Genomic DNA, 20,834 nt, shown 5'->3' with positions numbered 1-20,834 from the left:
CTATGCTATAATAAATGTGAGTAGAGGTGGCCGTTATGAGTACTTCAAACAGAAAATACAAAGATTCGGTATTCGTTGATCTTTTCAGTGAAGACGAAAAGGCAAAGGAAAACTTTTTATCTCTTTATAACGCCTTGCACGGTACTAATCTGCAACTGTCGTGCCCTGTAGAAAATATAAGGCTTGATAATGTCATGTACATGAACATTATCAACGATGTTTCTTGTCTTGTCGACGGTAAAATAATTGTGTTGGCTGAACATCAGTCTACCATAAACGAAAATATGCCTTTGCGCTTCTTACAATATATAGCAAGGCTCTACGAAAAAATACAAGCACCGGAAGACAGGTATTTAAGAAAACTATCCAAAATTCCAACACCGGAGTTTTATGTTTTTTACAATGGTGTTGAAGATTATCCTGAAACTACAACGCTAAAGTTGTCGGATGCCTTTATTACAAAGCCTGAACGGATACCGCTGGAACTTGAAGTAAAAGTATTTAACATAAACAAGAATAAGGGAGCTGAGGTGCTAAACCGCTGTAAGACCTTAGACGAATACAGTCTCTTTGTTGAGGAAGTGAGAATTCAAACACAACTCGATCCTGAAAACGGCTTTACCAATGCAGTAAAGATATGTATAGAAAAGGGAATCTTAAAAGAATACTTAATGAGAAAATCACGGGAGGTAATAAATATGTTAATAGCTGAATACGACTATGATACGGATATCGCAGTACAAAGGCAAGAAAGCCTAATGATTGGTATACAGCAAGGCTCGTACCAGAACAAGCTCGAAACGGCAAAAAATCTGATTGCAATGAATTTACCTATCGAAAATATTGCAAAAGCTACCGGTTTAAGCATCGAAGAAGTAGAGAAACTGTAACGAAGTGCGAAGTACGAAATACAAAGTTCGAATGTCGAAGTAAGAAGTTCGAACTTCCCTTCACTCGCCGTTCGTCATTCGGCATTTCCGCCATTCGTCCTTTATCAAAATAAATTACAAAAAACTTTCCCCAAAAAGTTGTTATTCGACAAAAAGTGTTATATAATGTAAGTATGAAGGGGAACACAAACCTATTAAACAGTATAATAAATAAATATTCTCAAAAAACCGTCAAGGTACTTGACAAAACCGAAACCGCCCCCATAATTACTCGGCACTCTTTTAAATAAACCGCAAAGATCGCAAAGCGTTGAGCTTCGCTCAACTTCGCAAAGGGTAATTAAAGAATATCTCACAACATCTGCCTCAAATTTCTTGGCGTCCTTGGCGCCCTTAGCGGTTAATTATAAAAAACTCATTAGGAGGAACAAATGGCAAAAAAGAAAAGCGTTTGGGAAGTGTATTTAAGACCGAACACGCTGACCAAAGACAACGACCGCGACTGTATTGCGGATGTTCATGCACACAGCTACGGCTATGCGAAAGATCAGTATCAAAGGCTATGAGCTTATCATACCTAAAAATTATGGAGGGATTCTATGAAAGCATTTTTTAAACAAAACGCATTTATTAGGGCGGCAGTCATCGTGCTTGCCGCATCATTGTTCGCCCTCATGGTTACCGCCTGCCCCAATGCGGCAGGAGGAGGTAACATGGGTGGGGGTACAAGTTCCGGCGGAGAAATCACCATACCTCTTTCACAATTAAACATTCAAGGCACCGTGCTTAAAGGCTATACGGGCGCAAAACCTGCAGGCATATTGCGCGTACCTGAAGACATTACCGAAATTGCCGACTATGCTTTTTATGAATGTACCGGCATAACGGAGGTGCATCTTCCCGAAAACCTTACCAAAATCGGTGAAAGTGCTTTTAGCTTTTGCTTTAAAGTAAGCTCCCTCGATTTTTCCAAGTGTACAAAGCCGCTTACAATCGGCAACTATGCCTTTGAAGGCTGCAAAATGACGGGAACGGTGCAGTTTCCTGCAAGCCTTGCCTCTTTGGGCAAGGGGGCGTTTCAGAGCTGCAATAAGGTAGAATACTTTGACCTTCGGTTGTGCAACAACCCGCCCCTTACGGCAATCGGCACCAACGCCTTTTACCATACAACAGGCCGCTTTAAGGTTAAAACGGGTACAGGCGTAAAAGCCCTCCTCACCGCCTCAGGCGTACCCGCAGGCAGAATAGATGAAGCACCTTAATTGAATGGGTAATTCATAATTAGGAATTAGGAAAACTTGTAATTTTTTCTATACTGGTGTATAATTCAACTATAAATGAACTATTAGGAGTATGCTTATGAAACACAGTAAATTCTTTAAAGCTTTTTGTTGTGTGATGATGATTCTCATTCTTGGTATTGCCTTTACAGGATGTGAAACCGAATCCCACGATGTAAGCGGTCAGGATGCAGGTATTGAGGCAAAGGCCCCTGCAAATCAAGTCGATATTCTTCTTTTTAACGACTTTCACGGAAATGTTGCAGAAGATACCCGTCCCGGAAAGGGAAAAAATGCAGGTATGGCCAAGATGATAGGCTATGTCCGCACTGCCGGAATGGAAAACCCGAACACCATTGTGGTTGCAGGAGGCGACAACTATCAGGGAACTGCCATATCCAATCTAACCTATGGAGCTCCCGTTTCTGCCATGATGAGGGCGATGAATGTTAAGGTTTGTGCCGTAGGTAACCATGAATTTGACTGGGGTTCAAACCGAATGACAAAGTGGCAAAAGGACGGAAACTTTACCTTCTTGGCTGCTAACATTGTCGAAAAAAAGAGCGGAAAGCCTGTGTCTTGGGCAAAACCCTACTCAATTATAAACAAAGGAAACTACAAGATTGCCTTTATCGGTCTTGCTCATCCCGATACGGCTGTCTTGACCAGTGCCGAGCATGTAAGCGGTTTGGAGTTTACCGACCCCGTAAAAACAGGTCAAGAATGGGTGGACTATCTTTTGGCAGGAAAGGCCAAGGAAGGTAAGCCTGATGCAATTATTGCCCTAACCCACATCGATTCATTCCAAAAAGACGGAAAGATAAGCGGAAATGCCGTTAAGCTTACCGAAATTAAGGGCATGGATGCAGTTCTTTCGGCTCACAGCCATCAAACCGTTGCAGGAGAAGCAAACGGTATGCCCATACTTCAAGCTTATTGTCACGGCCGGGCTGTAGGTAAACTCAGCATCACCTTCGGAGAAAAAAACAAGATTGTAAAGATTGAACCAATGGTAGACGAAATCTACAAGCACAAGGATTCTCTTATCGAAGATGCAAAAGGCAAGGCCCTCTATACAAAATTTGATACCGAGCTGAAACCTATTATGGGTGAAGTTATCGGTATTGCCGAGGCCGAGTTTGCTCATGAGCGAAGCGAAAAGGGAAGCAACACTGCCTTGGGTGCATGGGCTGCCGAGGTTCAGCGACAGCTGGGAAAGGTCGATATTGCCATTCAAAACGGAGGAGGCTTACGCCGAACCCTTGCAGCAGGCAATATCACTGTAGGAGACCTCTATGAGATTATGCCCTTTGATAACTACCTCGTCGTTTTCGATCTTCCCGGTTCCGAGATTAAAAAAGCTATTGATCACGGTATTATGAATCCTAATGTTACAGACGGTCAATTTGCAGGACTTAGGGTAGAATATGACGGCAAAAAGCCCTTTGAAAACAGAATTACAAAGATTACTCTTATGGATGGAACTCCCCTCGACATGAATAAAAAATATAAGGTTGTAGTAAACAGCTTTATGTTTACGGGAGGAGACTCTTACGATTTTTCTAAGGCTGAAAACTCTGCCGAAAGCGTATCCATAAGGGATGCCCTTATCGACGCAATCAAAAAGGCTAAAAAAATTAAACCCATTCCTGTAGATTATATTAAAGATATAAGCAAATAACAGGAACTTAATTAAAGCGGTGTAGAAAATTCTTGCACCGCTTTTTTCTTAAAATCAAATCGTCCGGAATCAAACATGAAACATATTTTCGCTTTTATTGTAAGCCTTCTTCTATGCTTTAATCTATCTGCGGAAGATACAGGGCAACCTTCTTCTAACGACCGGTCTAACGACCTGTCTAAAGACATGGAAAATAAATACAAGGGTTTAAGCCAATACTATGATGCTCATATAAATGCTCCGAAAAGCAAGGCTGTTAAGGCCAAGGTTATCGAAATCGTCTATGACGACACAAAGGAGAGCCGCCCCGATATTCCTATAGAATCGGACTTCCGCTACCAGCATTTAAAGGTTAAGATTTTAACGGGTAAGCACAAAGGAGAGGTTTACACAATCAGGAATACTATAGAGCTTGCAATTCCTTATAAACTTATTTTTAAGGTAAACGAAAAACTCATCTTGCAGCTGGATGAAGACGAAACCGGAAAGGTAAACAATTTACGCATTTATGAAAGAGCAAGGGATTATAAGGTCTATGCTCTTATTATGATCTTTGCTTCGGTTTTAATCTTTGTCGGCAAAAAAAACGGAGTAAAGGCCCTTATCTCTCTTGGGCTTACCGTGGGCCTTATATTCGGCCTCTTCCTTCCTTTTATAATTCGAGGCTATAATCCTATGCTTTGGGCTGTTATAATTTGCAGCTCTGCTTCAGTAATTACTCTTTTTATAATTTCGGGGAAGAACAAAAAGACCTATACGGCTATTTTAGGAACCATAGGCGGGGTTATTATTGCAGGCCTTTTTGCCTTTGTTGCAGGTAAAATTCTAAGCCTCTCGGGTTTAGGAAATGAGGATGCCCAAATGCTGGCCTTCGTTCCCCAATACCGTAAGATAGATTATCAGGGCCTTTTATTTGCAGGTATTATGATAGGTTCCCTTGGGGCTGTCATGGATGTCGCCATGTCCGTTTCTTCTGCAATGTGGGAAATAATTTCTGTAAGTCCTAAGATTTCGAATAAGCAGCTTGTAAAATCCGGAATGAATATAGGCCGGGATATAATAGGTTCTATGTCAAACACTCTTATTTTGGCCTATGTGAGTACATCAATCCCCGTGCTCTTACTCTTTATAATTTTTTCCAACGGCTTTACGGAAATTATAAACTTGGAGCTTTTATCTGCCGAGATATTGCGGGCCGTTTCGGGGAGTATAGGTTTAATTTGCACGATTCCTATAACCGTCAACCTCGTAAATATTTTTAGGAAGAATTAAAAAAAGGCTGTTCAATTTTTTGAACAGCCTTATAATCGAAATTCTAAGCGGTCTAATCTTTAAGGATTAACCTCATTTCCGTTTGAATCAAGGTAGTAAACAGGGATGGTTACAATCTTGTCTCTTTCATTTCTAAATTCTGCTTTAAAGCTTCTTGTTGTTACATCATAATAAAAGGCTTTTGATGTTTTTTCGGCGGTTGAAGTCCAAAAGTTTTTATTTGCAAAAGGAATAATTTTTTCGGCCTCATCACGCGATGGGAGCCAGCCGCCTACCGATCTGCAGTAAATAGCCGCATTATTGGATACTGTGTGCGCGTGAGAACTAAATTCACCTGTCAGATATAGGGTATTAGCTTTTCCTTTTCCCATTTCCGGAGCCATATTTTTATCGTTTAAAAATCTGCTTGCATCATTGGCCCATTGTATAGGTTTCGAGGGTGCTCCTATAGCTAAAAAGCGCCAAGAATCACCCCTTGTGTTAACCCATACAATCGTTTTACCGTTTATTCGGCTTCCGACCTCCAATGTCATAGGAGCCGGTTTCGGTGTGTCCATGGTTGATGAGTCCAACAAAAAGCAGCCTTGTACCGAAAATGCCAGTACGAGCACCATTAGCGAAAAAACAATTTTTCTTTTCATTTTTCTCTCCTAAGTTAAGATTATAAATACGATATCAGTATAGCAGCTTTTAACCAAAAAAACAAACTGTTTTTTTATTTTTTTGTAATTGGGCAGTCTGAATTTTATCCGCAGACCAATGCCCAATTTTTAAAGAATATTTTATAACCGCCTCTATTCCAAAATTTTAGAAAGACCTCGTATTTGTAATAACGGTTTCCGTCATATTGCGGTTTATCTTTTATTGTTTTTCGAGGATTTGATTTTGTTTTCTCTTGAAGAGAGTCATAAATAATAAAACCTGTTTCATCGTAGCCTATTACCGTTACATAATGTAAGACCCTTTTTGCTTTTATTAAAAAAATAATCGGTTTACCTTCATCAATTGTATTTTTTATCCAATTAATTTTTTCGGCATCTGTGTATCCGGATAAAACAGCTTCTTTTGTTTTTATTCCATGCTTGTGTAAAACTTGAATAAGTCCCTGTGGCATGGTTAAATTGTTTTTTATCCGCCAACCTGTTTCTCGTGCTAAAAGCTCCGGATCGATTTCTTTTTTTGTTATTACATTTATCGCCGCCATTGCAGAATAGGGTGCGCAGTTATTAAAAGTCTGACGGTAATAAATATCGCTCATGATTAAGATATTCTTTTTCCCATAATTTTCTTTTGTGTTTAATCCGATAGACGGAAAAACTCTACAGCTCGATATTATAATAGCAATCGGAATGAGGCTTAAAGGGAAAAACAAAAGCTTTTTTTGATTTATTGCCAATCTTCTACTCCTCCAGCACTCCCATTTTTTCAAAGACAAAGAAGATAAAGCTTAAAATGACGGCGACGAGGGAGGCGAGTACCATTCCCTTAAATTCGATTTCGCCGAATTTTATGCTGAGGCCGCTTAAACCCGTGGTAAAGACAACCGAGGTCAGGATGAGATTTTTCGATTTTGAATAATCTACTTTTGAATCTACCAAAAGGCGGATGCCTGAGGCTCCTATCATTCCATAGAGCAAGAAGGTTATGCCGCCGATAACATTCCCGGGCACGGTTCGGATCAGGGCTGCAAGCGGGCTTATAAATGCCATACAAATAGAAATTATTGCCGCGCCTGCAATTACGTATACGCTGTAAATGCCCGTAACTGCCATAACGCCTATGTTTTCGCCGTAGGTTGTGGTGGGTACTCCTCCGACTAGGCCTGAAAGGGCTGTCGAAAAATTATCTGCAAAGATGCTCCTGTGAAGCCCCGGGTCTTTTAACAAATTGCGTCCGACGATGTTGGAGGTTACAACCTGATGACTTATGTGTTCGCTTGTGATGACCAAGAGTACGGGCAGCATTGTAAAGGCTGCTCCTACATCGAATTTGGGAAGCTGGAAATGAGGAACCGTAAAAAGCCCCGCCTCTTTTATTATCGAAAAGTTCACCATACCGAAAAAAGCTGCGGCAATGTAACCTGCAATGCTTGCTATTAAAATAGGGATTGTAGAAAAAAATCCCTTGAACAAAACCGAGCCGAGGACGGCTGCTCCTATCGTAATTAAAAAGACAATTACATCTGCATGAGAGACTGAACCTGTCATGATGTTTGCTCCTATACTTCCGCCTCTTATTGTAAGCTCCGTAAGCTCAAAACCGATTAAGGCAACTACAGCACCCATAGCTGCCGGCGGAAGGATAACATTTATCCATGAAGTTCCAAACTTATAAATTATAAGAGCAATCAAGCAGCCTAAAAGCCCTGTTACTATAAAGGCTCCTTGGGCATATTGAAAACCCAGCGAAGATATAATGATAGAAGCCGGCCCTAAGAAGGCAAAGCTTGAGCCGAGGTAGGCAGGTGCCTTTCCCTTTGTTACGGCTATAAACAAGAGGGTTCCGACTCCGTTCATAAATAGAACTATGCCTGCATCAATTCCGAATATAATCGGAACTAAAACCGAGGCACCGAACATTGCAAATGTATGTTGAATACTTAAAGGTAAGAAAAGTCCCGCCGGAACTTTTTCATCAACCTGATAAATTCTTTTGTGCGGCATATTAAATCTCCATCTTTTTCATCTTTTCAAACACCGTTATCAGACCGTAGCCTGCAAGCATACAGAGGACTGCAGCCAGCCTCATTGAAGGTTGTAGTCAGCTGTCGGGAAGCATATGTCTGACCGAACCTAAGACCAGTCCTAAAATAAAAGCATAGGTTATCTTAGGGAACCTTTCCATTAAAAAGCCGATTAAGCGGGCCGAAAAGAAAATACCGGCAAGGATTCCGAGGCCTACGGGAATCAAAATGGGAATATTAAAGTCGGTAATGGCTTTAATTACGCTATAATAAACTCCCATTATCAAAAGAAGAAAGGAGCCTGATACGCCGGGAATCACCATTGCGGCAGCTCCTGCAAAACCTGCAAAGAACAATAGGAAAAAATTTCCAAGGTTCAATGTTTCTATAGCAGAATTTGACGAGACTGCAGCTCCCTTAAAAAAGTAAAGGGCAAGCATGAGTCCTAAACCTATAAAAAACCAAATAATTTTGGCCATTGTTTTTAAAGAAGATTTTTGTTCTTTTTCGCGGACAAATTCAAAAATTATAAAAATGCTTCCGAGAATGAGGCCTATAAAAAAGAAATTGGTTTGTACGGGAAATCTTTCATAAACAAGTTTGAAAAGACGTGCAAAAAGAAGAACACCTAAAGCAACTCCTCCGAAGAGGCAAAGATAGCTTTTTAAATTTATTTTGATGGTTTTGATGTCAAGGCTTGCCGCTCCGATAAGATCGGGGTAAACCCCGAAAACTACGGCTATCGTTCCGCCTGAAACTCCGGGTATAACATTTGCTATTCCTATAGCGATACCTGCAATTATTTTTTTTATGTAGTTTAACATTTGAGTATTATACATAAATCTTACAATATAGACAATACAATAGACATAGTGCATAAAAATTTGGTATAATATAAAAATGTTATATCACATTGCAGAATTACTTGGCCCGTATTTCGGACCGATGAGACTTTTACAATCTTATGCCGTTTTAATTTCTTTAGGCTTATTTTTAGGCTTTTTAATTACCGTTTTATTATTGCCTAAATTTTATTCTAAATTACCCAAGGACAGAGGAAGAGAATTTACCGTAAACCCGGAAGCTGCCGTAGGTAAACCTACGGGCGGGGGCGTAGTTTTTATTTCTATTTTTATAATTTGTGTTTTTTTATTGATAACACCGACTTTGACACAATGCCTTATTTTGGCGGTAACCTTTGCAGTAATGATGACAGGTTTTTTAGATGACAAGTCCGAAAAATCTTGGGGAGAATATTTAAAAGGCGGATTGGATTTTATTTTATCTGCAGTTACGGCTCTTGTCGTTTTTTATATTTATTTTGAAGGTAAAGTTTCCTTTTGGCTGCCCTTCACATCCAGCCTTGTTGATGTGCACCCCGTTATTTTCTTTGCCGTTTCCATAATTATTTTATGGATTTCGATTAATACGACAAACTGTACCGACGGAGTTGACGGCCTTTCCGGAACTCTCATTTTATTGGCCTTGGTTTCCCTTGGTGTAGTTTTTTATTTTGTCTTAGGTCATGTTAAAGTTGCTGCCTATCTTTTGATTCCCAATATCAACACGGGTGCAAAATGGGCGGTTATGATTTTTACCCTCTGCGGAGTCCTTACAGGCTATCTCTGGCACAATGCTTATCCGAGTAAGGTTCTCATGGGAGATGCAGGTTCGCGCGCTCTCGGCTTTTTTATCGGAGTTCTTGTAATTATTTCACGCAACCCATTTATTCTTTTGATGACTAGCGGTGTGATTTTAATCAACGGCGGGACAGGCATTTTAAAGGTAGTTATGCTCCGCTTTTTTAAAATCAAAATATTTAAGAATATCAGATTTCCGCTCCATGATCACATGAAAAAGAATTTGCAATGGTCGCCGACTCAAGTTTTAATCCGTTTTGTTATTATTCAAATCTTAATTACGATTGTGATTTTAGGAATTCTATTTAAGATTCGATAGGCTTTTAAGATTTTTAGAAATTGAATTTTTGCCATGAGTTTTTTATCGAGGTTTGAGCCTCTTGTCGGTTCAGCAAATTTAAAGAAGATTGAAAATGCCCGGATTGCAATTTTAGGTTTGGGCGGTGTCGGAAGCTATACTGCCGAGGCCCTTGCCCGAAGCGGGGTTGCCCGGAACGGGGCAGGGGAGCTCATCCTAATTGACGGCGACAAGATAGAAGAAAGCAATATAAACCGCCAGCTTTATGCCCTCTATTCTACCATCGGAAAATCTAAAACCGAAGTTGCAAGAGAACGCATTGCCGATATAAATCCTTCATGTAAGGTAACAGCAATCAATTCGTTTATTTTACCCGATACTTTTTATACTGTCTTAGGCGAAAATTTTTTTGATGGTTTAGACTTTATAGTTGATGCCGTCGATACGGTTGCTCTTAAAATTTTTCTTGCCGTTGAAGCCGAAAAACATGAGGTGCCTATTATTTCGGCAATGGGCTGCGGCAACCGCCTAAATGCCGATTTTGAATTTGCAGATATTTACAAGACAAGCGTTTGTCCGCTTTGTAAGGTAATGCGCACCGAGCTAAAAAAAAGGAATGTTAAGCACTTGAAGGTCCTTTATTCCAAAACCGAATGTACCATAAAACAAACCCCTCCGGCTTCGGCTGCATGGGTGCCCTCAATTGCCGGTCTTTTTATCGCCGGCGAGGTGGTTAAAAGCCTTTATTAGGCGGTTTCTTTTAAAGCGGCCTTATGAATCTCGGCCCTTAGATTAATCGACAAGCATTTCTTTGATGATTTTTTTTACAGCAATGATTTCTGTAGGTTTTATATTTCCCAGGTGCTTTACCAATCTTGCCCTGTCCACAGTTCTGATTTGATCCAATACTATCCAGCCCTTTTTGCCTTCAAATTTAATACTGACCCTTGTCGGGTAAGCGTGAGACTTTGTAGTCATAGGGGCGATAATGACGGTTGAAATATTGTTGTTCATAACATCGGGAGAGATTACCAGGCAAGGCCTTGTTTTTTGTATTTCATGACCTATTGTGGGATCTAAATTTATAAGATAGACCTCGTATTGCTTAATTACCATTCCCATTGAAAATCCCTCGGTTCAGGGAGCTCCTCCATTAAGTCTTCATTATCTTGATGCATCTTACGAAAGGCTTCTTCCCATCCTTTTCGGGGCTCGTCTTTTACAGGTTTTAATAAAATTCCTTTTTCCGAAACCTCTACTTCAAACTTATCTGCACTTGAAACCTTATCAAGCACGTGTTTCGGTAATCTTATTCCGCGTGAATTTCCTACAGGTACAAGCGATACAATCATAAAAGTTCTCCTTGCCTCCTTTATGTAATTATATTGTAATCACAGTAAAGAGTCAAGCTTTTTTAAGCATCTATTTCAGCCAAGAGATTTTTCATGATGAATTTGCGGCGCTCCGGGGTGTTCTTGCCCATGTAGAATTCCAAGATTGAAGGAACTTTTTTTAGGGTTTGAACGGTTACTGGGAGGAGTTTTATATCGGCTCCTATAAATTGTCCGAACTCCTTGGGGCTTATTTCTCCCAAACCCTTAAAGCGGGTAATTTCGGAAGATGAACCTAAGCGGCTTACAGCCTCGTCCCTTTCCTTTTCGGAATAGCAATAAGATGTCTCTTTTTTGGTGCGCACTCTGAATAGGGGTGTCTCCAAAATGTGTACGCGGCCCGATGTAACCAACTCTTCAAAATAGCTTAAAAAGAAGGTTAAAAGCAGATTGCGGATGTGAAAGCCGTCGTTGTCGGCATCCGTTGCGATTACGATTTTAGAGTAGCGTAAGCCCTCGATGTCGTTTTCGATGCCGAGAGCCATCATCATATTGTAAAGCTCGGCGTTTTTGTATATCTGTGCTCGCTTTTTGCCGTACATGTTTTCGGGTTTTCCTCGAAGAGAAAAAATTGCCTGAGTTAAAACATCTCTGCTTGAAACCATGGCTCCCGTTGCAGAATCTCCCTCGGTGATAAAGATCATGGTATCTTCACCGAATTTTCCGTCTCCCAAATGGAATTTGCAGTCCTTCAGTTTCGGAATTTTTATGGCAATTTTTTTTGCTGCCGCCTTTGCTTCTTTTTTTACAGTGTTGAGCTCGGTGCGGAGTTTTTCGTTTGCGATTATCTTGCTTTCAAGCTTTGCAGCCGAATCCGCATTTTTTTGAAGCCATTCTACAACTGCCGACTTTGTATCGTTTACTATCCAAGAGCGCACCTCAGTGTTTCCGAGTTTGTTCTTTGTCTGACTTTCGAATACCGGAGCTTGAATCTTTACCGAAACGGCGGCGCAGGTTCCCTCTCTTACGTCCTCGCTTTTATAGCTTTTTCTAAAATACTCGTTGATGCCCTTGAGAAGCCCTTCTTTAAAGGCTGAAAGGTGAGTTCCTCCGTCGGAAGTGTATTGGCCGTTTACAAATGAGTAATAGGTTTCGCCGTAATTGTTTGTGTGCGAAAAGGCAAACTCAAGCTGATTTTCTTTAAATCGGCACACCTCATAAATGGTGTTTGTACCGACATTGGATTCGAGTAAGTCCAAAAGTCCGTTTTCGGATTTAAAAATTTTTCCGTTAAAACTCAATGTAAGGCCTGAGTTTAGATAGGCATAGTTCCAAATCCGCTTTTCGATAAAGTCCAAGTTAAATTTATACTCGCCGAAAATTTTTGTGTCGGGAATGAATTCGACAAGAGTTCCGTTTTTGATGCCGGGCTTGGTGTTTCCTTTTTTTTCGCTTACTAGTTTTCCTCGTTCAAAAATTGCTTCTGCATATTTACCGTCTCTTACGGCGACAACCCTAAAATGCTCCGACAGGGCATTTACGGCCTTTGTTCCGACTCCGTTTAGACCTACAGAAAACTGAAAGACCTCATCGTTGTACTTTGCACCCGTGTTTATAACCGAAACACATTCTACCAATTTTCCTAAAGGAATACCGCGTCCGAAGTCGCGGACTATTATCTTGTTTCCGTCTTGTTGAATATCTATGCGTGAACCGTTCCCCATTATAAACTCGTCTATCGAGTTGTCTATAACTTCTTTTACGAGAATATAAATACCGTCATCGGGATTGGAACCGTCGCCCAATCGGCCTATGTACATACCCGTTCTCAAACGGATGTGTTCAAGAGAACTCAGGGTTTTTATTTTGGACTCATCGTATACAGCTTTTTTTGCAGCCATTATTCTTCCTCCGTAAATGTGCTATCCTCTTTGCCGGAGAATTTAACCTTAAGAGCGGATGCATATTCTTCCAAATCGGCAATTTTGACTTCAGATGTTTTAATTGCAGATTCGGAATCCGATATTTTCTTTTCGGCTTCCTTAATGGCATTTTCGGAATTTTTTATTGTACGGTTTAAATTTTGAATTTTATTTTCTTCGGCTCTTATCTTTTGTAAAACCTCGCAGAATTCTATATTATATTTTGTTTTGCTTATTTCTTTTCGATAGTTTCCGGCTTTTTTCAGATAGTCGGCATATTTTCCGATTTTTTCATCAGAAGGATTTTCACCCAAAAGAGAATCGCCTTCAGCCGAGTAGAAATTTTCCGTGTATTTTAAACCGGTAGATTCTAAAATACGGTCTATCTTTTCATCGATTTCTTTTATTCTGCTTGTAAAGCTGTCGATACGTTTTTTGGAGTTTTTACCTGCTCCGACATCGGCTAATTTTTGGGTAACAAAGTCCGTTTCCTCATCTATCATTTTGAGGCGGCTTTCGGAGTCTGTTACGTCGTTTCTCAAATTTAAAATTTCTTCATAGTGTTTTTTAAGATCGGGTAAAAGTTTATCTTCGTCATAAAGTTTTTTTACTTCTTGGGAATTTTCAACCTCGACGGCAGATTTGATTAAGATATTTTTAATCTTCTTTTCGGAATTTTTTACTTTTAATTCGTAGGAAGAAATTTTACCTGAAAGGCCCAGCCGTACAAAAAAGTTAGCTTCTTGTTTTTCTGTATTCAGGGTACTTATTTTTTCTTGGGTTTCCTGTATTTTTGCTTCTTCGGTATGTATTTCTGCAGATAGAGGGTCAAAAAGAGCTCCGCAATAAGGGAGAAAGTCTTTATAAAGCCCGAGCAATAAGTCTCCTTTTAGTTTTTCCGCTTCTTTTTTTGTATCTGAAAGTCTGTCCTTAATTTGCTTTTTAAAACTGTCCAATTCCGAAAGGCGGGTATTGTTGTTTTTTATGTCCAATATGCTTTCTGTGCAAAATTTTCTTTCATCATGCAGTCTTTGCCATTGGATTAAATTCTCCTGGGAACCGGCGCTATTTGTTGAAACGGGATCGGCCGTATCTTTTAGGAGTTTGTTTCCAAGTTGTTTGTAAACGTCTGTCAGTTTTAACTCAAGGTCTTTTAATTCTTTTAAAAGAACAGGTATTGTTTTATTACTCTTATCCATAGTTCCTATTTTAACCTTTTATTTATTTCTTTACAATAGCTGATCTTTGATGTTGACTTTTTTGCCTTCATTTTTTAGAATGGGAAGGGCTGTTAATATGGGGTTTCGATAAACAGTTCAGTTTTATAGAGGTACTTAAATGAAAAAAATTACGATAGAAATCTGCGCAGGTTCTTTTGAAGATGCAGTTTTGGCTGAAAAAGCCGGAGCTTCAAGGATTGAACTTAATTCTTCTCTTTTTTTGGGAGGTTTGACTCCTTCACTCGGAACTTTAAAGTTGGTTAAAAAGGAAACAAATTTGAAGGTTATAACTATGGTAAGACCGAGAGCTGCCGGCTTCTTTTATTCTTCATATGAATACAAAACCATGATCGAAGATGCAAAGCTTTTTATAGATAACGGAGCGGACGGCCTTGTGTTCGGTTTTTTAAAAAAGGATGGAACCATCGATTCAAAGAGGTGTGAAGCTCTTATAAAAATTGCAGGAGGAAACGACAGGGTTTTTCATAGAGCTATCGATGTTGTGCCCGATCCTTTGAAGGCTCTCGATGAGCTTATTTCTTTGGGCTTTACCAGAGTTTTGACAAGCGGACAGGCGCCGACAGCCTATGAGGGAGCGGACTTAATTGCCAAAATGGTAAAAAGAGCCAGAGGCAGAATCGAAATTTTACCCGGAGGCGGTATTACCGAAAAAAATGCTTCAAAAATTATCAAGCTCACAGGAGTTGATCAGATCCATTTTGCCGCCCTCACACGCAGAGCCGAACCGTCAACAAAAGCAAACCCTTCAATCTACTATGGAGGAGCTCTATATCCGCCTGAAGACAGCATAGAAGTTGCCGGCCTCGACGAGATGATAAGGGTAAAAAATAGTTTGTAATTGGTATAGAGCAATTTTTTACTTCTCACTTGATAAAAATTAAAAAATAATGTAAAGTATGTCTTACTAGAGGTGAAGATTATGAAGATAATGAATATCTTTTGGATTACTATAGGCTTTATTTGTCTGGGACTGGGAATTTTGGGGATTATCATGCCTCTTTTACCTACGACTCCCTTCTTTTTGTTGACAGTTTTTTGCTTTGCAAAGGGATCTGAAAAGCTGAAAATATGGTTTATGGGCACATCTTTTCATAAAAAATATATTCAAAGCTTTTACGAAAAAAAAGGTATGCCTCTAAAAAATAAGATTATTATTCTCTCATTTGCTTCAATAATGCTTGCCGTTGCCTTTTATTTTTCGGCAAAACTCCATGCCCGCATTTTAATAGCCTGCGTAATTGCTGCAAAATACTATGTTTTTATCTTTAAAATTAAAACTATTCCGGCTGATGAAAGATCGGCAATAAAAGCAGATGCAGGCTGTGTTGAAAAAGGATAAGCAAGAACAAGAAAAAAAGCTCATCGCTGTTATGATAGCCATGTACCGGTCTTTTAAGGAAAGAGAGATGGATGATGATGAGCTCGATGAGCTTCTTTTATATTCGACTAAAAGGATTGAATCTTGTCTTTATCGAAAAAACGGAGAAAAAAAGCCTTTTTGTAATGTTTGTCCTGTGCATTGTTATAAAAGGGATATGCGTGAAAGGATAAAAAAGGTAATGAGGTATTCAGGTCCAAGGCTCTTATTTAAGCATCCTTTTTTAAGTTTAAAACACCTTTTTAAGACAATTTATTCAAAAAAACATCCTCCTCAATCTCCTAAGAGGTGTATTTTAAGATAAAAACACTCTTTTACGGCATGTTGTTATTGGAGTGATTAAGTAGCCATTGGGTATACTTACACTATACCGCAACGGAATTTTTTTGTCAAGCGTTTTTTCAAAAAAAATTAAAAAATATTAAAGTTTTTTTCACGCCTGCCGATAGGCCGTTTTCCAAAAAAAGATAGAGCGCCGCTTATCCTTGCCGTTACTGCGTTCTTGCATTTTAAAAACGGACTGCCGCCTCCGCCCTCTTTGCTCTCTTGCGAGCTTAGCTATCCCTGCGGTTAATCCTTAGCGTTGCTAAAACTTACACTTAAAAAAAGCAAGGGGCATTTTTGCCCCTCTCTTTATTTATACAAATACATATACATATACAAATACATATACACTGGGACAAATTGGAACAAATGGAACAAGTGTTCCAAAGTCTATAACAGATATAGAGTTACGGCGACGGGATTTTTAACTTTAAAAAATACCCCGCTTGCCCTTAAAGAGCCTAAAAATGCCGTTTTTACTTATTTTTCGCTTTGGAACAAATGGAACAAATGATTTTTTTGTTCCAATTTGATTTCGTTTGTTCCAATCGAATTTTATTTGTTCCAATTTGTTTTGACTGTTCCGCTGTGTTTTCCGTTTGTTCCAATTTGAAAAATTATGCTAAAGTTTATATCGTTTGTTCCGAACAGGTTAATATGAATTACGAGTTACAAAAATTGAAAATGCTTTACATCCCGATGTTTGCCCGTGGTGAAATTACCGAACGGGAGTGTGCAAGGCTCTGCAGGATACAGCCCGTATCGGTTTGGCGGCTAAAAAAACGATACTTAGCATTCGGCGACGCTGCATTTATTCACGGCAATACGGGGCGTAAGCCGAAAAATAAAATATATGATTATGAAAAAATTGCAGCCGATTATAAAAAGTTTGAAGGTACGCCGTTCATGGCTTTTAGGGATGACTGCGCCGATTATCTTAATTATACCATCTTGCCATGCTATACGACTTTTTACACCGTTCTTTCTTCGGCGGGGATAGTCTCTCCCCGTGCTCGCATTCCTGTGCGTGAAAAGAAAAAACACTTGCCCCGCCCCGAACGCCCGAACGAAGGCGATCTAGTGCAGGTGGACGCTTCACGGCATGATTGGTTTTTAAACGGTCATAAGGTAACGCTTCACGGGGCTATTGACGACGCAACGCATGAAATAGTCGCTTTATATTTCTGTGAAAATGAATGTCTTCTAGGTTATAATGAACTTATAAAGCAAATACTAGCCAGGAAGGGCGGACTTCCTAGGGCAATCTACACCGATAGGGCGGCTATTTTTTTCGTTTCACGGGGTGCGACTCTGGAGGAGCAATTAGCGGGGGCCGAAAAAACCAGCACCCAATGGCAAAAGATGTGTAAGGAATTAAATATAGAATTGATAGCCGCTTATAGCCCACAGGCTAAGGGCAGAATTGAGCGGCTATGGCAAACACTACAAGGGAGGCTTCCGTATATTTTCCGATTTCAAGGAATAAACACAATCGAAGCGGCTAATGAATTCCTAGCCGATTTTATTGACGGTTTCAATGCCCGATTTTCCGTACCGGCTCAAGACCCCGCATTGCACTGGAAAGCCCCGCAGCCTAGCCTAGACTTTCATTTTCTCTTTTCGGTTAAGGCAGAAAAGAAAACTAAGGCCGACGGCTCTTTTATTTATCACGGATATAAATTCCGCTTGCTTGCAAACCGCGCCGCCTGTGTCCGCTTTACTCTCTGTCTTTCCGAAAGCTACGGGCTGCGTGGGTATATGAATGGCAAGTATTACGATGTAGAATTGTGCGAGCCGCTTTGTGATGTGGTAGGGGACTCTATGCCCCTTGTAGAAAAGAACTTGATATACCGCTATCTGTTAGCCGACACGCACAGCGGGGGTATATTGCTTTCAGGCTAAGACCGCCCCCGTTTTTCAGTCTATACGGCGTTTATGAGATAAAGCCCTTAATGTCTTTTAGGGCGTGATAGGCTCTTATCATCATTGTATTTTCTGCTAGGTACTGTAAGCCTTGCAGGGTTATGCGGGCGGAGGAAATATCAAGATAGTTGCTTCCGTCTGTAAAGCTCTTTACCTTAACGCCCGAAATATAACCCGCCTGTTCCAGCATTTCTATATAGCTTCTCCAGCGTGTTTGTGTAATGCCTAGCACCTCATGCCCGATTTGCTCCTCGGCGTTAAAGTCCTTATCCTCATAGTCTAAGGCTTTTTCAAGCCGGTTCAAAAGTGTGTAAATTGTTTTAAATGCCTTTGTCATATACTCATTATGACATAAATTTTCATTGTTTGTAAAGTTCTTCATATTGGTACTCCCTGCTTATATAGTCAGTCGAGTACTTTGGTATTCTTTATGCTATCCGGCTAAGGCATTATGTCTTTTACTGATTTTACCGTTCGGTATACACTCGCCAAAACGGTATTTTCGGCTAAATACTTTAAGCCTTTTAATGTGATACCGATATCCCCGATGGAAACCTTGAACCTATCATAATCGGCTCCGTCAAAGACCGTCGGCTCGCCCCTGTCAATAACCTTGACACCTTCGATATAGCCGTCGTCAATAAGCAGCTTTAATATCCGTGCGAATTTATTTTCGCTTATGCCGAATTTTTTAGCCGTAAAATCGTCGAGGTTAAACTCGCTATCGTCCATACTGTGCTCAAGCACTTTTAAGATACGGTTCATAATACTAAATACGCTTTTCATATAAAGATTGTTGGTTTCAATGTTCATACCCTTATAGTCATTTTTTTGTTTTAAGCCCTCTTGATAAGTTGTAAGATTTTTAAATTTATCAACTCTTGAAAAATACTTAAAATTTAGCTATAATCTGTTATAGTAATACTTGGAGGGCAATATGCAAAATGAATTATCCCTTTTTGAAGGCGAAAATCCGGATTTTGAAAATTTATCTCATCAAAATGGAAATCTCTATTGGTATGCTTCAGTGCTTATGAAAGCGTTAGGTTACACTGAATTCAAGCCCAACATCCAGCCTATATTAAAAGCCTGTCAAGTGTGTATTAACACAGGGATAGACCCTATGGAACATTTTATTCATTTTGAAAATGAAATAGAGGGTAAAAAGTTTCGAGATATAAAATTAACTCGTTTTGCCTGCTATCTTGTTGTAATGAACGCCGACATAAAAAAGCCGAATGTATCAAAAGCACAAGCCTATTTTGCTGCATTTACTACGGCTATTCATCAATATTTTGTAGAGCAACAGGATATAGAGCGTATAGACTTACGGGGGCAAATATCGGAAAACGAAAAAATATTAAGCTCTACGGCAAAACAAGCAGGTGTTACAAATTACGCTATTTTTCAAAATAAGGGATACTTAGGCTTATACAATATGCCGCTTTCAAAAATTAAAGCGATAAAGGGTATCCCCGAAAACCGCACGCCTTTTGATTTTATGGGAGCGGAGGAATTGGGTGCTAATATTTTTAGGGTTACTCAAACAGACGCAAAAATCAAAAGGGAAAAAATCAAAGGGCAAAAAAACCTAGAAAAAGCGGCTTTTAATGTCGGGCGAATGGTACGAGATGTCTTGATACAAAACGGCTCAACCTTACCCGAAGATTTGCCGCCATCCGAAGATATAAAACAAATAAAAAGCGGTTTAAAAAAGACTCATAAGGCTTTTAATAAAAACGATAAAATTAAAGAATTACCGCCTAAGAAATAAGCCCTTGCACTTAGGCCGAAAATAGGGTATAGTTAGTAGAGGTGCGAATAAATGAAAAATGGATTAGAAAGGCATGGGCTTGAAAAATGGTTTTATGAAACTTTCGATGAAAACGAAAGAAAAACACTGTTTGAGTCTTGCCCGTTGTTCTTAGATGAAAGCGAGAAAAATTATACATCGGACGCTCAATTCCTTGCTGATACTTTGCCGTGGTTTAATAAAAAAGCAAATGTTATAATCTCTATGAAAGTCGTTAGTCATACGATAGCTTTAATAAATAAAGAAAAATCGTTTAAAGTTCTTGATTTGCACTTGATATATAACCACTTAATCGCTTCGTTGTATCGCAATCGTGATTTTGAAGGGGCTTTTTCTCTTTGTGTCGATATTTGTAATAGACAAATTGAAATTGGCCCGCAAGCAGCTATTGAATTTAAAAAAGAGTCTCCCTACATGCCTTCTCATCGAGGTTTTGAACAGCTGGCTATTATCGAGAAAAAAAATAAAAATTGGCCTCGGGTCATCGAAATTTGCGAACAGGCAAAAGCTCAAGGTTGGGGCGGCGATTGGGATAAGCGTATAGAGGAAGCTCGAAAAAAAATAAATACTTAAAGATTTTGATATTAAAAAAAGCCCCCTTGAACTTAGATTAAAAATAGGTTATAGTTTTTATAAGGAGATATAAAAATGAAAAAGATTGTTTTAGTTGGGTTAGTGGTGCTTTTATTTACAAGTTGCGACCAGTTTATACCTAAAAACATTACTATCGATAATAAATCTAATGCAAAAGCTATAGTAAATGTCAAAACCTTTACAGATTCAAATAAAGAAGAATGGAATAAAGATTATGAAATTCTTGCAGGAAAAAAAACATCCTTATCTTTATTATATTATAATATATCCGTTGATCTAAAAAGCGTAGGCCGGAATCACTTAAAAAAGCTTTCTAGCTCTCAATATCAAATTTTAAATTCTTCATCTGTGCCTTTTATTGTTTATAATACAACGTCTAAACAGGTTAATCTTTCTGATGTAAATAATCTGTTTGATTCTACGGTGGTTAATCCTAATCAGGAAAATGTTAGCATAGATATTTTTAACCCTCAAAAAGCACAGCCTATAGCGGTGTCTGTGCCTGACGGGATTGTTCTGCAAGCTCAAATACAAGGTAATAAAATAATTATAAAATATTAAAAC

24 protein-coding genes are annotated in these 20,834 nt (G+C 39.3%); 14 read left to right on the top strand and 10 right to left on the bottom strand.

Annotation, left to right across the window (positions count from 1 at the left end; genetic code table 11):
- Positions 1-35: 35 nt before the first annotated feature.
- The 5 genes from E4O01_RS08700 to E4O01_RS08685 all read left to right on the top strand — a co-directional run bounded on the left by E4O01_RS08700 (position 36) and on the right by E4O01_RS08685 (position 5,123).
- A complete protein-coding gene (locus tag E4O01_RS08700; RefSeq protein ID WP_253691741.1) occupies positions 36-890 on the top strand; it encodes an Rpn family recombination-promoting nuclease/putative transposase in 855 nt (284 codons plus the stop codon).
- Between the two features lie 431 nt (positions 891-1,321).
- Entirely contained in the window at positions 1,322-1,456 is a 135-nt protein-coding gene (locus E4O01_RS14660; protein ID WP_256484025.1) for a hypothetical protein, read from the top strand.
- A gap of 33 nt (positions 1,457-1,489) precedes the next feature.
- On the top strand, positions 1,490-2,152 hold the full coding sequence (locus tag E4O01_RS08695; protein ID WP_253691739.1) for a leucine-rich repeat domain-containing protein: 663 nt from the start codon (positions 1,490-1,492) through the stop codon (positions 2,150-2,152).
- 97 nt (positions 2,153-2,249) lie between these two features.
- A complete protein-coding gene (locus E4O01_RS08690) occupies positions 2,250-3,851 on the top strand; it encodes a 5'-nucleotidase C-terminal domain-containing protein (RefSeq protein ID WP_253691737.1) in 1,602 nt (533 codons plus the stop codon).
- Between the two features lie 75 nt (positions 3,852-3,926).
- Entirely contained in the window at positions 3,927-5,123 is a 1,197-nt protein-coding gene (locus E4O01_RS08685) for a YibE/F family protein (RefSeq protein WP_253691735.1), read from the top strand.
- Between the two features lie 59 nt (positions 5,124-5,182).
- Here E4O01_RS08685 and E4O01_RS08680 read toward each other — a convergent pair whose 3' ends face one another.
- The 4 genes from E4O01_RS08680 to E4O01_RS08665 form a co-directional block, all read right to left on the bottom strand.
- Positions 5,183-5,764: a hypothetical protein gene (locus tag E4O01_RS08680; protein WP_253691733.1), complete on the bottom strand. Its 582-nt coding sequence runs from the start codon at positions 5,762-5,764 to the stop codon at positions 5,183-5,185.
- 104 nt (positions 5,765-5,868) lie between these two features.
- Positions 5,869-6,519, bottom strand: a complete 651-nt coding sequence (locus tag E4O01_RS08675; protein WP_253691731.1) for a C39 family peptidase — start codon at positions 6,517-6,519, stop codon at positions 5,869-5,871.
- A 4-nt stretch (positions 6,520-6,523) separates the two neighbouring features.
- Complete coding sequence (gene uraA / locus E4O01_RS08670; protein ID WP_253691729.1) at positions 6,524-7,786, bottom strand: uracil permease; 1,263 nt, start codon at positions 7,784-7,786, stop codon at positions 6,524-6,526.
- A 97-nt stretch (positions 7,787-7,883) separates the two neighbouring features.
- Positions 7,884-8,645, bottom strand: coding sequence for a DUF368 domain-containing protein (locus E4O01_RS08665; RefSeq protein ID WP_253691727.1), 762 nt, complete (start codon positions 8,643-8,645; stop codon positions 7,884-7,886).
- Between the two features lie 61 nt (positions 8,646-8,706).
- Here E4O01_RS08665 and E4O01_RS08660 point away from each other — a divergent pair, with 61 nt between their 5' ends.
- Both E4O01_RS08660 and E4O01_RS08655 read left to right on the top strand, forming a co-directional pair.
- Positions 8,707-9,765, top strand: coding sequence for a phospho-N-acetylmuramoyl-pentapeptide-transferase (locus E4O01_RS08660; RefSeq protein WP_253691725.1), 1,059 nt, complete (start codon positions 8,707-8,709; stop codon positions 9,763-9,765).
- A 33-nt stretch (positions 9,766-9,798) separates the two neighbouring features.
- On the top strand, positions 9,799-10,494 hold the full coding sequence (locus E4O01_RS08655; RefSeq protein ID WP_253691723.1) for a tRNA threonylcarbamoyladenosine dehydratase: 696 nt from the start codon (positions 9,799-9,801) through the stop codon (positions 10,492-10,494).
- Positions 10,495-10,536: 42 nt separating this feature from the next.
- Here the strand turns inward: E4O01_RS08655 and E4O01_RS08650 are convergent, their stop codons facing one another.
- The 4 genes from E4O01_RS08650 to E4O01_RS08635 all read right to left on the bottom strand — a co-directional run bounded on the left by E4O01_RS08650 (position 10,537) and on the right by E4O01_RS08635 (position 14,196).
- A complete protein-coding gene (locus E4O01_RS08650; protein ID WP_253691721.1) occupies positions 10,537-10,866 on the bottom strand; it encodes a type II toxin-antitoxin system PemK/MazF family toxin in 330 nt (109 codons plus the stop codon).
- Positions 10,854-11,096: an AbrB/MazE/SpoVT family DNA-binding domain-containing protein gene (locus E4O01_RS08645; protein ID WP_253691719.1), complete on the bottom strand. Its 243-nt coding sequence runs from the start codon at positions 11,094-11,096 to the stop codon at positions 10,854-10,856. Before E4O01_RS08645 ends, E4O01_RS08650 begins: the two co-directional genes overlap by 13 nt.
- Before the next feature lie 62 nt (positions 11,097-11,158).
- On the bottom strand, positions 11,159-12,976 hold the full coding sequence (locus E4O01_RS08640) for a DNA topoisomerase IV subunit B (RefSeq protein ID WP_253691718.1): 1,818 nt from the start codon (positions 12,974-12,976) through the stop codon (positions 11,159-11,161).
- Positions 12,976-14,196 carry a hypothetical protein gene (locus E4O01_RS08635; RefSeq protein ID WP_253691717.1) on the bottom strand — a complete coding sequence of 407 codons (1,221 nt, stop codon included), beginning with the start codon at positions 14,194-14,196 and terminating at the stop codon, positions 12,976-12,978. Before E4O01_RS08635 ends, E4O01_RS08640 begins: the two co-directional genes overlap by 1 nt.
- A gap of 139 nt (positions 14,197-14,335) precedes the next feature.
- Here E4O01_RS08635 and E4O01_RS08630 point away from each other — a divergent pair, with 139 nt between their 5' ends.
- The 4 genes from E4O01_RS08630 (at position 14,336) to E4O01_RS08615 (ending at position 17,842) form a co-directional block, all read left to right on the top strand.
- On the top strand, positions 14,336-15,076 hold the full coding sequence (locus E4O01_RS08630) for a copper homeostasis protein CutC (RefSeq protein ID WP_253691716.1): 741 nt from the start codon (positions 14,336-14,338) through the stop codon (positions 15,074-15,076).
- A gap of 81 nt (positions 15,077-15,157) precedes the next feature.
- Positions 15,158-15,577, top strand: a complete 420-nt coding sequence (locus tag E4O01_RS08625; protein WP_253691714.1) for a YbaN family protein — start codon at positions 15,158-15,160, stop codon at positions 15,575-15,577.
- Entirely contained in the window at positions 15,552-15,920 is a 369-nt protein-coding gene (locus tag E4O01_RS08620) for a nitrous oxide-stimulated promoter family protein (RefSeq protein ID WP_253691712.1), read from the top strand. The genes E4O01_RS08625 and E4O01_RS08620 overlap by 26 nt, the downstream gene beginning before the upstream one ends.
- Before the next feature lie 677 nt (positions 15,921-16,597).
- On the top strand, positions 16,598-17,842 hold the full coding sequence (locus E4O01_RS08615) for an ISNCY family transposase (RefSeq protein ID WP_253691711.1): 1,245 nt from the start codon (positions 16,598-16,600) through the stop codon (positions 17,840-17,842).
- Between the two features lie 31 nt (positions 17,843-17,873).
- Here the strand turns inward: E4O01_RS08615 and E4O01_RS08610 are convergent, their stop codons facing one another.
- Together E4O01_RS08610 and E4O01_RS08605 are read right to left on the bottom strand one after the other, a co-directional pair.
- The gene (locus E4O01_RS08610; protein WP_253691710.1) at positions 17,874-18,245 is read right to left on the bottom strand and encodes a YjcQ family protein; all 372 of its coding nucleotides are present in this window, start codon (positions 18,243-18,245) and stop codon (positions 17,874-17,876) included.
- 59 nt (positions 18,246-18,304) lie between these two features.
- A complete protein-coding gene (locus tag E4O01_RS08605; protein WP_253691709.1) occupies positions 18,305-18,676 on the bottom strand; it encodes a YjcQ family protein in 372 nt (123 codons plus the stop codon).
- A 124-nt stretch (positions 18,677-18,800) separates the two neighbouring features.
- Here E4O01_RS08605 and E4O01_RS08600 point away from each other — a divergent pair, with 124 nt between their 5' ends.
- From E4O01_RS08600 to E4O01_RS08590, 3 genes are all read left to right on the top strand, one after another.
- Positions 18,801-19,637 carry a BRO family protein gene (locus E4O01_RS08600; RefSeq protein WP_253691708.1) on the top strand — a complete coding sequence of 279 codons (837 nt, stop codon included), beginning with the start codon at positions 18,801-18,803 and terminating at the stop codon, positions 19,635-19,637.
- 51 nt (positions 19,638-19,688) lie between these two features.
- Positions 19,689-20,249 carry a hypothetical protein gene (locus E4O01_RS08595; RefSeq protein ID WP_253691707.1) on the top strand — a complete coding sequence of 187 codons (561 nt, stop codon included), beginning with the start codon at positions 19,689-19,691 and terminating at the stop codon, positions 20,247-20,249.
- 75 nt (positions 20,250-20,324) lie between these two features.
- Entirely contained in the window at positions 20,325-20,831 is a 507-nt protein-coding gene (locus E4O01_RS08590) for a hypothetical protein (RefSeq protein WP_253691706.1), read from the top strand.
- Positions 20,832-20,834 lie beyond the last annotated feature (3 nt).

This window comes from Treponema sp. OMZ 790 (assembly GCF_024181285.1).
Taxonomy (GTDB): Bacteria; Spirochaetota; Spirochaetia; order Treponematales; family Treponemataceae; genus Treponema_B.
Note: the sequence above shows the minus strand (reverse complement) of the source record. Positions and strands in the feature narration are given on the sequence as shown.